Raw genomic sequence first — 15,143 nt, 5'->3', positions numbered from 1 at the left:
GTCCAGCCTCGAAAAGATTAGGTGTTGTGACTGCTGCTAATGGTAAAAGATGTTGTATCATAGCATCTGTGTTACCAGGGTTCAGGACTTCATCTTCTCCCTTACATACCATCACAGGATCGATGACAACATTTGTAGTGCCTGATTTTGCGATAGCCTCACCAGCAATACGAATGATTTCTTCAGTTGATAACATACCTGTTTTAATGGCATCAATACCTGTAGAAAGAGCTGTGTCAATTTGCTTTTGTAAAAGCTCTGTTGGGAGTGGAGTAACATGATGTGTCCAGCCGTTCGGATCCATTGTTACGACAACTGTTAAAGCTACCATACCATATGTACCGTGCTCTTGAAATGTTTTTAGGTCGGCTTGCATCCCAGCTCCGCCTGATGTATCTGAACCAGCAATTGTTAATGTTTTTTTTAGAGTCATGTAAAAGATCTCCTTTATCGTAATTAAATTTACCATTTAGTATAGTCTGAATCTGATTCTATAAAAATAGCCAGAATATGATATTTATATAAGGTCAGTTTGAAATGACGCTTGAATTCAAGATTAATTTTTTGTACCGTTGTAAGAAGAGAAAGGGGCTTAATGGACGATGAAACAAGTATTCCCGAATGATTGGCAAGAAATACTCGCTAAAGAGATGGAAAAACCATACTATCAACAACTACGCCAATTTATAGCAAATGAATATTCCACACAAACTATTTATCCACCAATGGATGATGTAATGAATGCATTTTATACAACAGCTTACCAGGATGTAAAGGTAGTGATTTTAGGACAAGATCCTTATCATGGTCCAAATCAAGCACATGGCTTAAGCTTTTCAGTTAAGCCAGGTATTCCGCATCCACCTAGCTTACGAAACATGTTTCAAGAGCTACAAGATGATATTGGCTGTCCTATTCCTAAAAATGGAACATTAACAAAATGGGCAGAGCAAGGTGTCATGCTTTTAAATACGGTTCTTACGGTGCGAGCGGGACAGGCACATTCTCATAAAGATCAAGGGTGGGAGCAATTTACCGATGCAGTAATTGATCAATTGGCAGCTAGGGAAGAACCACTTATTTTTGTACTTTGGGGTAAACCAGCACAGCGAAAAAAACAGCTGATACGAAAATATAAAACACCTCATGCCATCCTCGAGGCGCCACATCCGAGCCCTCTAAGTGCATACCGAGGATTTTTTGGAAGTAAACCATATTCAACAATTAACCAGCAATTAGAGGAGTGGGGCAAGCAACCCATTGATTGGTGTTTAGCATAGATTGGCACAAATCGTTTGCTTTATACCCTCTACAAATCATGATACAGTTATTATAGAAGAAAGTGAGGGACGATGATGAAGGTGAATTGTTTTAAGTGTCAGTTCTTTAAAGTAACCTGGGACCCACAAACCCCACGAGCTTGTGCAGCATATGGCTTTAAAACAAAGCAAATACCATCCGTTGTCGTTAAACAATCCTCAGGTATGGATTGTTTGAAATTTGTACCAAAAGTAGAAAGTGGGAGAATGTAATGATTCCTTATCAAGCCGTTATACAACAACTTGAAAAACAATTATCTGGTGCAAAAAATGCAGGGAATGATCAACAAATTCGCGAAGCTCTTATAGCCATTCGAGCATTATGTGATGTGGTGTTAGATTCTCCAAGTGATACCGCATCAATCACACCTCCTAAGCATTTACCACAAATGCTTGTGGCAGAGTCAAAACCATCAACTTTATATACTTCAAAGATTGAAGAAGATGGAGCAAATGGTGATTCCATTTTTGATTTTTAATCCATTTTAAAGGTAGGGTAACGAGAAATGAAAAGATTTATCGTGTCAGGTGCTCTTCACGGCCTATTAGCAGTGGCATTTGGTGCATTCGGTGCACATGCGTTAAAGGAAGTTTTAGATGAATATAGTCGAGGTATTTGGGAAACCGCAGTCCAATATCAAATGTTTCATGCTACGGGCTTGCTAGTTATTGGCCTACTAATGAGCTCTAAACTATTTGGTGAAGTGAAACAATTAAATGTGGCAGGTATTTTCTTTAACCTTGGGATTGTTTTCTTTTCAGGTAGCTTATATGTATTAGCAATAAGTGGTATAAAAGTGTTGGGTGCCATTACACCGATTGGTGGCGTCCTATTTTTAATAGGATGGTTACTCATTATCTTATCTGCTCTAAAACATGCTCGCTAATGAATTATGTCTCTCTTGCACTATGTGTAGGAGAGTTTTCTTTGTTATAAACAATTACTCTCAATGTAAATCGTATTCATTTAACAAGTTATTATAGTACACTACTATTACTTGTAATATGTTGAAAATATAAAAAGTGAGGTTGTGGAAGCATGGAAAAACTATTTACATTCATAGATCGTTACTATGATGAGATGGTAGGAATTCGTCGGCACTTACACGAATACCCTGAATTATCCTTTGAGGAAGAGAAGACGCCAGCTTATATAGCTGCTTTTCATAGAGAATTGGGCCATGAGGTTCGTGAAGGTGTAGGGGGGCGTGGTGTAGTAGCCATATTACACGGTAATAAACCTGGCAAAACAGTAGCATTGCGAGCTGATTTTGACGCTTTAGCTATACAAGAGGAAAATGATATACCCTATAAATCTAAAGTACCTGGAATAATGCATGCTTGTGGGCATGATGGTCATACAGCCACATTGCTCGGGTTAGCTAAGGCACTTAATGCGATGAAGGACGACATAGCAGGCAATGTAGTTTTTATTCATCAGCATGCTGAAGAAGTGGCACCAGGTGGAGCAAAGCCAATGATAGAGGACGGATGTTTAGATGGGGTAGATGTTATTTTTGGTACACATCTATGGGCACCTACACCATTAGGAGAAATTTTAGTGAAAGATGGCGCAATTATGGCTGCCGCTGATAAAGTAGAAATTGCGATCCAAGGAAAGGGTGGTCATGGTGCAGAGCCACATCACTCCATTGATGCTGTAACCCTTGCCTCACAATTTGTCATCAATGCTCAACAGCTTGTTTCAAGACGTATTGATCCATTAAAATCAGCTGTGTTAACAATCGGTCATTTCGAGGCAATTAATCCGTTTAATGTTATTGCTGACCGAGTGGTACTGGCGGGAACAATTCGTACATTTGAAGAAGAGGTGCGGACACAAATAGAGCGAGAGCTAGAAGCAGTATTAAATGCAACTTGCCTTGCATTCGGGGCAAGCTATGAGTATCGCTACTCAAGAGGCTATCCACCTGTTTATAATCATCAGAAAGAAACCGATTTCGTGACTGAGCTAGCTTCAACTGTACCAGGTGTAGCGCACGTAAGAACATGTCCACCGTTTATGGTTGGGGAGGATTTTGCTTATTATTTAGAAAAAGTACCGGGTACATTCTTCTTCACCGGTGCTAAAAAGCCAGAGTGGGAAACGGCCTATCCTCATCATCATGCCCGCTTTGATTTTGATGAACGTGCCATGCTGATTGCTGCAAAAACTTTAGGTAAAGCAACATTAGCGTATTTGAAAGGAAATGAAATCGAGTAAACGATAAAAAATCCGCATACGCTCATTGACCATTTGTCAGTGAGCGTATTGCGGATTTTTACACTAGAAAATACAATTATGGATTCTGATTAAAATAAGCCATTTCTTCATCATACTCAGCGAAATCAAAATAAATCATAGGGAATAGGAAACGATGATTGGATTTAAGTTCACGGATAATGACATGATCCCGTCCAGCGGCTTCCACTACACCACGCACAGTTTTTGTGTTTTTTCCCTGTTCTACTGCATGCTCAAAAGAAAAATGGAAGGTAGCTGGTTTTCCTCGATTCAATCTTAAAATATTTTCTATATAGGACTCTTCGCGACCAGGTGGTCTTCCGCTTGGAAGTGTCACTGGAGGAGGAGTCATTTGTTGTTGCGTTGTTGGTGTCCAATAATAAGGCATCATCAATTATCGACCTACTTTCTTTTTAAATTTGAGGACAATCTTGTTCAGTTGGCGAGAAAAAGCAATGAGATTTGAATCTGCCAGTATTCCACTGGCCATACCATTGTGCAGGACATTCACCTGCAGGCATGAAAAACCATAAGGAGCGGGTCGCTGGATGAAATCGTTCGCCTTGAATCACCCGTTTTGCTAACCGAATATCTTGATCACGTGCTCGTTGATAAAAATAACTTTTTTGAGTCGCTTCAAAGCCTCCTGGACGTTGATAAACCATCTGCTCAATTGTTCGAATATCACCAAAGTCTAAACAATCACCCCTTACACGATTAACACCAACATTCCCAACCATTAACATGCCTAGCTCTCCTTCACCTTCTGCTTCGGCACGCATAAGTCTTGCTAGTAGGGCTGTTTGTGCATCATTCGTCTTGATAACAGCGATTTTCATACCTCCTCGCAGACAGTATATGCACGAGGGTATTGTAGACATGTTCAATTTTGATAAGAAAGACAATCACACATCAAAGTTAGTATGCATATAGTAGTAATAACGACAAATGCCCATAAATTAATTGATAATCCTACAAGTTCCATAGTTTTTTAGATAAAACGGGTAAATAGAAAAAGATAGAAATAGGGGAACGTGAAATGAATTGCATGTGTATTCCATACATGTGAGGTGATGGGTAATGGAAATTGGGGTTTGGTTCGGGATTTTATTAAGTGCAGTATTAGCCTTTCTACTAGGAGAGTTTTATGGACAGCCACTCCATTGGTACCTCTTTATATTAATTATTGTGATTGGCTTTTTTATTCAAACGGTTATTTTAATTTTAAAGGTAAAGGATGAAAGCTCTTAAGGAAGTATGTGGAGGTTAAAATCTACTGGATAAGAAAGTGTCATCGTAGAGGGATGGCGCTTTTTTATCTTGGATCTGGCGAAGCGTTATAAGAATATATCCTCAAAAAAGGTGAATATTGCCTAGACGTAAAACTTTTACGTAACAAGTATAGTAACTATTAACCGAGACATACTAAAGATGAAATAATATATGCATTTATGAAGGAGCGTATCCATGCGTATTTTTAGTATGTTTGTAGCCATTATTATCAGTGCTTTTTTGGCAGTAGCAATAGCAGAATACTACAATCAACCATATAATGGGTATTTGATTTTTCTGATGATTCTTACTGGATTTTTTATTCATATCATTATTTTAATATTTGAATCCGAGAATGCTGAAGAAAACGAAATTTAAAAATGCGAGTCCATAGCAGGGACTCGCATTTTTAATTGGTATTAAACAGTTAAGAATTTAACCAGTTTATCTTTATCCAGTAGGTTTCCGACGAAGAATTCACCGAACTCGCCGTAGCGTGCAGATACTTCATCGAAGCGCATTTCATATACTAATTTTTTGAATTGTAGCACATCATCAGCAAATAATGTTACGCCCCATTCGTGATCATCAAAGCCCACAGAACCTGTAATAATTTGCTTAACTTTACCAGCATAGCCTCGGCCAATCATTCCGTGAGAACGCATTAATGATTTACGCTCATCCATTGATAGCATGTACCAGTTATCGTTCCCTTGACGGCGTTTATCCATCGGGTAGAAGCATACATATTTAGCACGTGGAAGTTCAGGATATAAACGTGCACGTACATGTGGATTTTGGTACGGATCTTCATTTGATTCGCCGGCTAAATAGTTAGAAAGCTCCACAACAGATACATAAGAGTATGTAGGAATTGTAAAATCAGCTATCGCTAATTTATTAAATTCTGCTTCAAGCTCTTGTAGCTCATCCATTGTTTCACGCAATGTCATAATCATAAAGTCAGCTTTTTGGCCAACGATTGCATAAAATGCATGTGCACCTGTTTTTGCGATATCAGCTTTGTTTAGCTTTTCTAAATAAGCAATAAATTCTTCTACTGCTGCCTGACGTTCTTCAGCAGAAACAAGTTTCCAAGAAGCCCAGTCGATTGAGCGGAAGTCATGTAAAGCATACCATCCATCTAATGTAATTGCTGCTTCATTCATTATTGAAAACACTCCTTTATAAGTGAATACCATTCAAAAATTAGTTTATCATAGTTTGTACAAAATCCCTAAATTCATGATAGTAGTTCACGAATTTGACACCAACTAGAGATAATGTATGCTAAGAGAAGAGATGTAGATAGAGGAGTACCAATATGAAAAGTATGTTACAACAGCCAATTTGGCGTTTTTATGATCAATCGATTAGTGCAAAGCAAAGATCACCGTTAGAATCATTTGCGACAGATGATACGTTGTGTCAATTAGTTGGGCAATTAACTTCGCCGCCAACAATTCGTACCTGGGTTCATGAGGCTTCGGTTGTACTTGGTATTCAAGATCATCGTTTACCTTATGTTCAACAAGGTATGGAATTACTAGAGTCTAGAGGCTATCATCCTATCGTTCGTAACTCGGGTGGATTAGCGGTGGTGCTAGATGAAGGAGTTCTCAATATTTCTATTATATTGTCTGAACAAACTCAGTCACTTAGCATTAATGATGGCTATGATGTAATGGTAGATCTTGTGAAGGGGTTGTTCCCAGAAGTAGCTACTAAAATTGAGGCTTATGAAATAGTAGGCTCTTATTGTCCAGGATCTTATGATTTAAGTATTGAAGGGAAAAAGTTTGCAGGCATTTCACAAAGACGTCTACGCCAAGGAGTAGCTGTTCAAATCTATTTATGTATTGAAGGAAGCGGCTCACAACGTGCTGCACTTATTCGTGACTTTTATGAGGAAAGTTTGCAACAGGCAGAGACAAAGTTTGTGTATCCTCAAATTGTGCCTGAAGTCATGGCTTCGCTTTCAGAACTTGTCGATCCAAATTTAACAGTAGAGGCGGTTGTCATTCGTCTTCAGCAACTACTTCATCATTTAGCTGAGGAAGTTCGTCCTCAATCTTTCGATAATGAGGAATTAAAGCTATACGGTTTTTATTTACAGCGTGTTTTCGAGCGCAATGCCAAAATGCTTGAACGAAAGTCATAGACTCATTATATGAAACATAAAAAAGGCGATGCTGCTAATTAAGCGCATCGCCATTTTCTGATTGATAAATAGAGCTGCTTGTTACAAGGTTGCCGTTTTTCTCCATTTTGAAAACAGGCGCAATTCGCTCTTCCTCTTCATCTAATGTAACAAGTCGTCTAGCGCGATTCATAATTTGAACAAATTGCTCGTAATCCTTGCGAATCGCTCGATTTTCTTCTTCTAGTTTTGTAATAGTTTTCTCTAGCTTTTTATTTTTCTCAGATGTTACATGTACAAGCTGTCTCCATTTTGAAGATTCATTTCCTACTTCACCAGAATGCTGTAAACGTAGTAAATAGGCTATAACAATATCAAGAGAAAGAGCAGATAGTGGAATTGATTTTCCTTCTGCTGCACTACTATTTACTGTAAACATACTAGAAGCACGTCGTCTTGCTGGTGCTCCCAACACTCGCATTCTCTCTTTTCTTTCCTTCTTTGCTTCTGCTAATTGTTCCTCGTATTCTTTACGAACAACCGCATTCCAACGAAAACCACAGGCTGCAGCAGTACGGTTCAATGCATCACCAGCTTCTTCAAAGGCATTGAGCTGTGTGCTACCTTCCGTTACATGTCGAATAACCGCCTCTGCTAATAATTCATCGTTTTCTTTTAACCAAGCATCTTGTCTTACTTTACTCATTTTTTAAATCCTCCCACCTTTATTGGTAACTTGTTATTTAAGACTAGCATGACCAATCTTTTAACCTTTTATTCATCTATGTAGAAGGAAATATGCTTGAATAGAAGGGGAAAAATGCGATACAATACCCGATGTAGGTTTGTACGTATGCTGCATACTTAAATATGTGAAGGTCATGCGTTCAATAGAGCGATATTTTTGTTTAAAAATACTATATAGAAAGGGTTGTTGACAAAATGGCAAACGAATTTAAAGTTTGCGATGAATGTCAGGCCGTTAACTTAAAAACGTTAATTCCAAAATTAAAGGAAATCGATCCTGATGCAACCATCGAAATAGGCTGTCATTCTTACTGTGGTCCAGGACGCAAAAAAACATTTACCTTTGTAAATAGCCGACCTGTTGCTGCCTTAACAGAAGAAGAACTTATGGAAAAGGTTTTAGCAAAATTAAAGAAATAAGTAAAACATCATGCTATCTCTACTTGTTAGGGATAGCTTTTGTTTTTGTTTATTTTTAGATGGCTATAAATATTAGACCAATAGAACTTGGGGTAAATTGGATTATAGCTGAAAAAGGTTGTTAGTATCTATAGAAAAAAGGTAATAAGTATGCTAGTCCTAGATTTATCGCATATAATAGAACTATAACAAAATGGGGGTGCTATCCAAATGACATATGCAGACGCTAAATTGCAAGAAGAGAAAGTATTTAAAGACCCTGTTCACCGGTATGTACATGTTCGAGATCAGGTGATATGGGATTTAGTGGGTACAAGAGAATTTCAGCGTTTACGCAGAATTCGTCAGTTAGGTACCACATTTTTAGTATTTCATGGAGCGGAACACAGTCGCTTTAGCCATTCTCTTGGTGTTTACGAAATTGTCCGACGTATTGTAGACGATATTTTCGTAGGTCGCCCTGATTGGGATGAAGGTGAGCGACTATTAGTATTATGTGCAGCCCTTTTACATGATTTAGGACATGGACCATTTTCACATGCCTTTGAAAATGTCTTTGAGCTGGATCATGAATATTATACAAGGCAAATACTATTGGGCGATACGGAAGTAAATGCAGTATTAAAAAAAGTAGCAGATGATTTTCCTGAAAAGGTCTCGCAAGTAATTGAAAAGACATATCCAAATAAGCAAGTGATCAGTTTAATCTCAAGTCAAATCGATGCGGATCGTATGGATTACTTGCAGCGCGATGCTTATTTTACAGGTGTTAGCTATGGTCACTTTGATATGGAGCGGATTTTAAGAGTAATGCGCCCACGTAAAAACCAAGTGGTAATAAAAGCAACAGGTATGCATGCAGTGGAAGATTATATTATGAGTCGCTATCAGATGTATTTACAAATTTATTTCCACCCAGTGTCCCGTAGCGCAGAAGTAATTTTAAATAATATTCTTAAACGAGCAAAACAATTAAGCTTAGCAGGTTATACATTTAAGCATGAACCTACACACTTTCTAGCATTTTTCCGTAATGCTATCACACTAGAGGATTATCTTGCGTTAGACGAGAGTATACTTTTTACATATTTTCAGCTATGGATGCAAGAGGATGATGCTATTCTAAGTGATTTAAGTCGCCGCTTTGTTAACCGTAAGCTATTTCAGTACATTGATTTAGACCCTGGAGTCGAGTTAGATAAATATCAAAAACTCCAAGAGCTTTTCAAACAGGCTGACTTGAACCCAGATTATTATCTTGTGCACGATACAACGGCAGATTTGCCATATGATTTTTACAGACCTGGAGAAGAAGAAGTACGAGTACCGATATTCTTAGAAATGAAAAATGGTGAGCTACGGGAGCTTTCGCGAGAATCGATTATAGTTGATTCTATTTCAGGACGTATGAAGCGAGATCATAAAATCTATTTTCCATTAGATTTTTTAGAGGATACTACTACACATTCCATTGTAAAAGAAGAAATACTAGCCTTGTTGAAAGGCCAAAAATAAAAATTAAATGTATAAAAATTTGTATATAAAAAAATAAATTTTCTGAATTATTGTGAAGAAACAGTAAAAGAACTCAATTTGAGTTTTCTTTTACTGTTTTTATTTATGTATAAATATAAATCAAATGGAAAATATTTAATTTTTCATAAGTAAATAAGCCTTAATTGTTTAGAATTTGTTCAGTTATCACTAATACAATATAATTCTATAATCCTAGGGGTGGTGAAGAATGTCGATTATGTGAATCTAAAGTAATGGGCGATAACATAATTATTTATATTATATTCTTGGATAATCGTTATTGCCTATTTAATGTGCTTTTTTGCAAGGTAATCAACTTTGACGACAATCAAAATGAAGAAAAGAGGGATCGACCTATTGTTTGTAGCAATGAATATTAAAAGAATGCCTACGTCGTCAGCAAACACACAGGTATCTCTCTGAACTTAGAAAAGGAGAGAAGCATGAAAAACTTAAAAAAACTAAACATAGCAATAATTTTATTGCTACTCGTATTCCAAACAGTACTTTCGCCGATTTCAGTGTTTGCAGATGAGGGTAATGACATACGGCCAATAGAAAATACGAATACAGGTAGCGGTACTAGTGAAGAGTCAGAACTGACTAATGAAGCTGAACCGGTAGAACAACCAACAGAAACACCAGCAGTACCAGAAGGAGATGCTAGTACTGATAATGGAGCAGAGTCAACAGAACCATCACAACCAAGTAACGAAGAAGTGGGGAATGATTCTGAACCAGTTGTACCAGACGAAGAAGGTGCTACTGAGACTGGAGAGGATACAGATACTGAAACGGATGAAACAGATGAGGCAGTAACTCCAGAGGAAGAGCAGCTTGAGGAGCCTATGCAAGCTGATACACCGATGCCACTTGCATTTACACCTGAATCTATGCAAGCTGATATTAGCATGTCGTTTAAGAATTTAATACTAAATGGTACACCAATTCGAGATGCTACTGATTTAGCAAACTATTCAGGACCAAAGCCGAGAAAAGGTGATCAGGTAACTTTAAATTATAGCTTTGCAGTAGATCCAACAAAGAACTATGGAGTAGGCTCTACATTTACATTCCAACTCCCGGCCAATATGATTGAAGAATTCACATCAGGCTCTTTCAATGTTGCAAGAACAACAGAATATGCGAGCTATCATTCAACATATGACAGTGCAACAAAGACGGTAACAGTTTTCCTAGATAGTGATATTGAAGAGGCGCAAGCTGGGAATATTACTTTTGACTTCGTAGCTAAATTTGGTAATTTTGCTGATGAAGAGGAGCTTGAGCAAACACTAATTATTCCAATTGAAGGTGGAACAACAGTTAACTTACCATTTGAATTTGCACCGTTAGGTAACGGAGATTTACTGAAAAAAAGTGCCGCTGCAATTAAACGTGATGCAAATGGTAAAGTGACAATTCCATGGACAGTTTGGGTAAATACAGGTGGAGAAAAACTGAATGGGGCAAGTTTAAATGATGTACCAGATATTAAACATGCATTAACAGGAGATATTACAGTTGAGCGCTATAAAGTAGGCTTAAATGGTTTTAATCCAAATAGTCCCGGTACACCTGAGACGATATTAGAAACTGCATTTCCTATTAATTTAACAGATGGGAATTATGCATACAAAGTAACATACAATACTGTCGTAACAGCTGATCCAACAGATTCAAGCATGACGTATAAGAATACAGCTACATTGATAGGAACTAATATTCCAACAACGACAGCGGATGGCACTCAAACTGTGCAGTATGGTCCTAGCTTAGATAAAGCAAGAACTGGTGATAAATATAGGTCAGAATGGACAATTAAGTACAATTGGCTTGGTCAAAAAATTCCTGCAGCTCAAGCTATATTAACAGATACATTAACAACTTCTTCTGATACTACAGGAAAACATAAAATTGACTACACAAGCTTTAAAGTATATCGTGTGACGCTATCAAATGATGGTCAAACTGAACAATCTGCTACACTTCTAACAAAAGGCAAAGATTATACTTTAACAGAAGATGATTATGATTTTAAAATAGATTTTGACAGTCCATCAAACACTACAGGACCAAACGGTGAAGTAACATCAGCATTTAAAATTGTTTATAATACAGAGTTAGAAGATGAGTTTGTAACAGATGCCAATCAAGGTACGGTTACAAATACTGTCACAAGAGGAGATGGTGGATCAGATATAGCCACTGTTGATCTTACACCAGAAATCTTTAATAAATCACGTGGCAAAATTGACTATGAAACGAAAACAATTGATTGGACTTTAACAATTAAGGCTGAGAAAAACTTGGATAACCTTGTTATTGAAGACGACTTTACAACCACAAATAAACCTGGAGACACATTAAAGCATACATTGACGCAATGGAGCGACTCAACATTTTATAATGTGACAGGCGCAGGCTCTTTAGATTATGCTATTACAGATAAAAGCGGCAATGCTCCAGCAGCAGGTAATGAAGGCTTTAAAGTAACATTTTCGAATACGATTCCAGCAGGAAGTACAATTACTATTAACTACAAAACAAAGTTTGATATTAAGCCAAATGGTAATGTAGCAACTATGTATCGTAATCTAGCAGAAGTTACTTGGGATGGTGTAGAAAGTACTGGTAATCAAGCTAGTAGAACAGCAGACTATTCACCTAACCAAGATTCTCCAACAAATAATAATGGTTATAAGAAGGTAAAGGTAAATAACAATACACAGGAATTTGCTTGGCGTGTAGGTATTAATATTAATAAACAAGATATTGATAGAGCTACATTAACGGATACATTAGGTGCAGGTCACTATATCCCTGTTCCAAATGGTGAAACATTAAAAGAGCAAATCACAATTACAAGATTGAATTTAACAACAGAAGAAGGTACAACAACTGGTCAGCCACAGTTGGATTCATCTAAATGGACTGTTTCCGAAACAGTAATGGATGGTAAAGTAACAGGCTTTGTTATTACATTTTCAGGACTAGATGCAAGTGAAAACAATGAAGCATATTTAGTAGAGTATACAACAAAAGATGCTGATGATATTTATGGACAAAGTAGTGGCAATGCAAGTCAATATACAAATAGTGCAGTGTTGGATACGCCACATAATGGTAATTACACATATAATGCAATAGCGACAATTAGTAATCATGCAAATGAATTAATTACAAAATCAGCAGCTCCTCGTCCAGCAGCAGATATTATCGAATGGACAGTAACAGTTAATGCTTCTAACTCTAAGCTTGGAAATATTGTATTAACAGATAAACCTTCTGCTAATCAAAAAGTATTAACAAATTCATTTAAAAAGCAAGAAATTAAGTTGAATGAAAAAGGTGATTTAGTAACTGGAAATACTATTACTATCAATGAAAATGAGATTGTTATAAATCCAGATGGCAGCTTTAGCCTTGACTTAGGAGAGCTAAACGATAAAGGTTATATTGTTACGTATTCAACTTTCTTTATGGGCGATGGCAACACTGGAGAAACTATAAGTAACGTGGCTTCTATTGGCTATGCAGGAGCTTCAGCAGCAGGCACAACTGACCAGGATGGAGATTCAAAACTCTTTAAGTATAGTTCATCGGATTCAACTGCTTCAGCTACTAGAGGTACTATTCAACTGAACAAGTTTAAAGTAAATCCTTTATCAGGAGTGCGAGAAGTATTTGAAGGCGTAACATTTGAGTTATGGAATAAAAATAATACAGTTAAGCTTGCTGAAGGTGTAACGGATGCTAATGGTAGGGTAGCATTCGAGCAAGTACGCTATGGTAAATATACTTTAAGAGAAGTGACACCAACAGGCTATGAAGAGATTCAGCCATTTGAAGTCACGATGAACGCACAATTCGATATTTTAGTTGGTGGAGAACCATATGTTGTTGAAAATATCGAAAGTGTTACTGATCCAAATGCGTGTCCTAAATTTACAATTACAGTGAACGATGCAAATGGTAATCCAATTAGCTCAGGTAAAGACATCAAATTATTGAATAGCAACGGCATAGAAATAGCTCAAGGCTCAACGGATGCAAATGGGCAATTCACAGTGAAACGACCTGACACAGGTGGTTCAGAAAAAGCTGTACAGGCGGGATTATATACTGTAGAAGTAAAGAACGGAGCAGATAGTATTGTTTTAGAAAATGCAGAGATTACTGTGAAGTATGGGGATGATTGTAAGGCTGAGGTACAGCAAGCAAAAGCTTGTCCATCAGTAACAATTACAATTAACGATGAAAATAACAGTCCACGTCCAAATGTAACAGTAACTGTAAAAGATTCGAACAATACTATACTCGCTACAGAAACAACAGATAGTGATGGCAAATTTATATTACCATCTACAACATCAGCAGGTACGTATAAAGTATATGAAGGTAAACAATATTTAGGCACAGTAACAATTGATTATACAACTGGCTGTGAGGTTGAATTAACAATAGCTAGAGCGTGTGAAACATTTACATTAACAATTAATGATGTGGATGGTAAGCCGCGGGAAAATGTAGCTATAGAGATTGTTGACAAACAAAATTCTAATAAAGCATTCACTGGTAAAACGGATGTAGATGGAGAAGTAGTATTTGTTAACCTTCCACCTACAGGTCTTCCGCCAGCTGAGTATGAAGTGTATGAAAATGGTAAAAAGATTGATGAGTTTGCAGTTGATACAAACTGTGCCCATACAATCCAACCAGCACCAGCGTGTCCGCAGTTTACTGTAGAGCTAAAAGATGATAACGATGTATTAGTGCCAGCTAGTCAAAGCGTAGTCATTAAGGGCAAATCAGGTAACATCATTCCAACAAGTATAGATGTAGATGGACGCATTACATTTGTTTCACAAGATGTGCCAGCAGGTGTGTATGATGTGTTTGATAACAAAGTTTACTTAGGTGAAATTGAAGTATCCTATAAACAATCTTGTCAAACAGAGTTACAAATTGCGCCAGCATGTCCAGATTTCACATTAACAATTAACAATGCATATGGGCAGCCACGTGCAGGTGTAAAAGTTACAATTGCAGGTGAAGATGGGATTGCTGTAGAGGAAAATGGTTCAACAGAATTTACAACAGATAGCCAAGGCCAAATTGTTATTAGCAATTCAATTATCAAGCCAGGCAAGTATATTGTAAAAGAGAATGGTGAAACAATTATTGGTACAATTACAGTAGGTAATACATGTGAGGCTACAATTCAGCCATCACGACCAGTTACACCTCCAGATCCAGTTGAACCAGGAAACCCAGGTCCAAATAACCCGGTAGATCCGAATAAACCAGATCCAAATAACCCGGTGGATCCGAATAAACCAGATCCAAATAACCCGGTAGATCCGAATAAACCAGATCCAAATAACCCGGTAGATCCGAATAAACCAAATCCAAGTAACCCGGTAGATCCGAATAAACCAGATCCAAATAACCCGGTAGATCC

Annotated in this window: 16 protein-coding genes; 11 read left to right on the top strand and 5 right to left on the bottom strand. The window is 37.4% G+C overall.

What is annotated here, in order from left to right:
- A partial coding sequence (thiD, locus tag RT445_RS18695) for a bifunctional hydroxymethylpyrimidine kinase/phosphomethylpyrimidine kinase (protein ID WP_313471263.1) occupies nt 1-433 on the bottom strand: 433 nt, incomplete at its 3' end.
- Between the two features lie 169 nt (nt 434-602).
- On the opposite strand from thiD, the gene RT445_RS18690 reads away from it, so the two are divergent.
- The 5 genes from RT445_RS18690 (at nt 603) to RT445_RS18670 (ending at nt 3,543) form a co-directional block, all read left to right on the top strand.
- The gene (locus RT445_RS18690) at nt 603-1,280 is read left to right on the top strand and encodes a uracil-DNA glycosylase (protein WP_313471261.1); all 678 of its coding nucleotides are present in this window, start codon (nt 603-605) and stop codon (nt 1,278-1,280) included.
- Between the two features lie 75 nt (nt 1,281-1,355).
- Nucleotides 1,356-1,532, top strand: coding sequence for a uracil-DNA glycosylase (locus RT445_RS18685; protein WP_274797261.1), 177 nt, complete (start codon nt 1,356-1,358; stop codon nt 1,530-1,532).
- On the top strand, nt 1,532-1,798 hold the full coding sequence (locus tag RT445_RS18680) for a YwdI family protein (RefSeq protein WP_274795496.1): 267 nt from the start codon (nt 1,532-1,534) through the stop codon (nt 1,796-1,798). Before RT445_RS18685 ends, RT445_RS18680 begins: the two co-directional genes overlap by 1 nt.
- 27 nt (nt 1,799-1,825) lie before the next feature.
- Nucleotides 1,826-2,206 (top strand): DUF423 domain-containing protein, encoded by a 381-nt coding sequence (locus RT445_RS18675; protein ID WP_274795497.1) that lies wholly within the window; start codon nt 1,826-1,828, stop codon nt 2,204-2,206.
- A 152-nt stretch (nt 2,207-2,358) separates the two neighbouring features.
- The gene (locus RT445_RS18670; protein WP_313471258.1) at nt 2,359-3,543 is read left to right on the top strand and encodes a M20 family metallopeptidase; all 1,185 of its coding nucleotides are present in this window, start codon (nt 2,359-2,361) and stop codon (nt 3,541-3,543) included.
- 76 nt (nt 3,544-3,619) lie between these two features.
- Here the strand turns inward: RT445_RS18670 and gerQ are convergent, their stop codons facing one another.
- A complete protein-coding gene (gene gerQ / locus RT445_RS18665; protein ID WP_004227629.1) occupies nt 3,620-3,955 on the bottom strand; it encodes a spore coat protein GerQ in 336 nt (111 codons plus the stop codon).
- 22 nt (nt 3,956-3,977) lie between these two features.
- On the bottom strand, nt 3,978-4,403 hold the full coding sequence (locus RT445_RS18660) for a cell wall hydrolase (protein ID WP_274795499.1): 426 nt from the start codon (nt 4,401-4,403) through the stop codon (nt 3,978-3,980).
- Between the two features lie 241 nt (nt 4,404-4,644).
- On the opposite strand from RT445_RS18660, the gene RT445_RS18655 reads away from it, so the two are divergent.
- Together RT445_RS18655 and RT445_RS18650 are read left to right on the top strand one after the other, a co-directional pair.
- A complete protein-coding gene (locus RT445_RS18655) occupies nt 4,645-4,815 on the top strand; it encodes a hypothetical protein (protein WP_197278966.1) in 171 nt (56 codons plus the stop codon).
- Nucleotides 4,816-5,031: 216 nt separating this feature from the next.
- Complete coding sequence (locus RT445_RS18650; protein ID WP_274795500.1) at nt 5,032-5,214, top strand: hypothetical protein; 183 nt, start codon at nt 5,032-5,034, stop codon at nt 5,212-5,214.
- 41 nt (nt 5,215-5,255) lie between these two features.
- On the opposite strand, the gene hemQ is transcribed toward RT445_RS18650, so the two are convergent.
- On the bottom strand, nt 5,256-6,005 hold the full coding sequence (hemQ, locus tag RT445_RS18645) for a hydrogen peroxide-dependent heme synthase (protein ID WP_313471255.1): 750 nt from the start codon (nt 6,003-6,005) through the stop codon (nt 5,256-5,258).
- A gap of 155 nt (nt 6,006-6,160) precedes the next feature.
- On the opposite strand from hemQ, the gene lipL reads away from it, so the two are divergent.
- Complete coding sequence (gene lipL, locus RT445_RS18640) at nt 6,161-6,997, top strand: octanoyl-[GcvH]:protein N-octanoyltransferase (protein ID WP_312505010.1); 837 nt, start codon at nt 6,161-6,163, stop codon at nt 6,995-6,997.
- Nucleotides 6,998-7,031: 34 nt separating this feature from the next.
- Here the strand turns inward: lipL and RT445_RS18635 are convergent, their stop codons facing one another.
- A complete protein-coding gene (locus RT445_RS18635) occupies nt 7,032-7,682 on the bottom strand; it encodes an RsfA family transcriptional regulator (RefSeq protein ID WP_274795503.1) in 651 nt (216 codons plus the stop codon).
- A 236-nt stretch (nt 7,683-7,918) separates the two neighbouring features.
- Between RT445_RS18635 and RT445_RS18630 the strand changes: the two genes are divergently transcribed.
- From RT445_RS18630 to RT445_RS18620, 3 genes are all read left to right on the top strand, one after another.
- Nucleotides 7,919-8,143: a YuzB family protein gene (locus RT445_RS18630; protein WP_049667962.1), complete on the top strand. Its 225-nt coding sequence runs from the start codon at nt 7,919-7,921 to the stop codon at nt 8,141-8,143.
- Nucleotides 8,144-8,353: 210 nt separating this feature from the next.
- Nucleotides 8,354-9,658 (top strand): HD domain-containing protein, encoded by a 1,305-nt coding sequence (locus tag RT445_RS18625; protein ID WP_313471253.1) that lies wholly within the window; start codon nt 8,354-8,356, stop codon nt 9,656-9,658.
- A 464-nt stretch (nt 9,659-10,122) separates the two neighbouring features.
- On the top strand, nt 10,123-15,143 hold a 5,021-nt coding region (locus RT445_RS18620), incomplete at its 3' end, for a collagen binding domain-containing protein (protein ID WP_313471251.1).

Source organism: Lysinibacillus sp. (assembly GCF_032093475.1).
In the GTDB taxonomy this organism is placed as follows: domain Bacteria; phylum Bacillota; class Bacilli; order Bacillales_A; family Planococcaceae; genus Lysinibacillus; species Lysinibacillus irui.
Note: the sequence above shows the minus strand (reverse complement) of the source record. Positions and strands in the feature narration are given on the sequence as shown.

Coding starts and splice junctions, on each gene's coding strand:
- RT445_RS18635 (WP_274795503.1), bottom strand. CDS start 7,682: ATGAGTAAAGTAAGACAAGATGCTTGGTTAAAAGAAAACGATGAATTA.
- RT445_RS18675 (WP_274795497.1), top strand. CDS start 1,826: ATGAAAAGATTTATCGTGTCAGGTGCTCTTCACGGCCTATTAGCAGTG.
- lipL (WP_312505010.1), top strand. CDS start 6,161: ATGAAAAGTATGTTACAACAGCCAATTTGGCGTTTTTATGATCAATCG.
- RT445_RS18680 (WP_274795496.1), top strand. CDS start 1,532: ATGATTCCTTATCAAGCCGTTATACAACAACTTGAAAAACAATTATCT.
- RT445_RS18690 (WP_313471261.1), top strand. CDS start 603: ATGAAACAAGTATTCCCGAATGATTGGCAAGAAATACTCGCTAAAGAG.
- RT445_RS18660 (WP_274795499.1), bottom strand. CDS start 4,403: ATGAAAATCGCTGTTATCAAGACGAATGATGCACAAACAGCCCTACTA.
- RT445_RS18625 (WP_313471253.1), top strand. CDS start 8,354: ATGACATATGCAGACGCTAAATTGCAAGAAGAGAAAGTATTTAAAGAC.
- RT445_RS18650 (WP_274795500.1), top strand. CDS start 5,032: ATGCGTATTTTTAGTATGTTTGTAGCCATTATTATCAGTGCTTTTTTG.
- hemQ (WP_313471255.1), bottom strand. CDS start 6,005: ATGAATGAAGCAGCAATTACATTAGATGGATGGTATGCTTTACATGAC.
- RT445_RS18670 (WP_313471258.1), top strand. CDS start 2,359: ATGGAAAAACTATTTACATTCATAGATCGTTACTATGATGAGATGGTA.
- RT445_RS18685 (WP_274797261.1), top strand. CDS start 1,356: ATGAAGGTGAATTGTTTTAAGTGTCAGTTCTTTAAAGTAACCTGGGAC.
- RT445_RS18655 (WP_197278966.1), top strand. CDS start 4,645: ATGGAAATTGGGGTTTGGTTCGGGATTTTATTAAGTGCAGTATTAGCC.
- RT445_RS18630 (WP_049667962.1), top strand. CDS start 7,919: ATGGCAAACGAATTTAAAGTTTGCGATGAATGTCAGGCCGTTAACTTA.
- gerQ (WP_004227629.1), bottom strand. CDS start 3,955: ATGATGCCTTATTATTGGACACCAACAACGCAACAACAAATGACTCCT.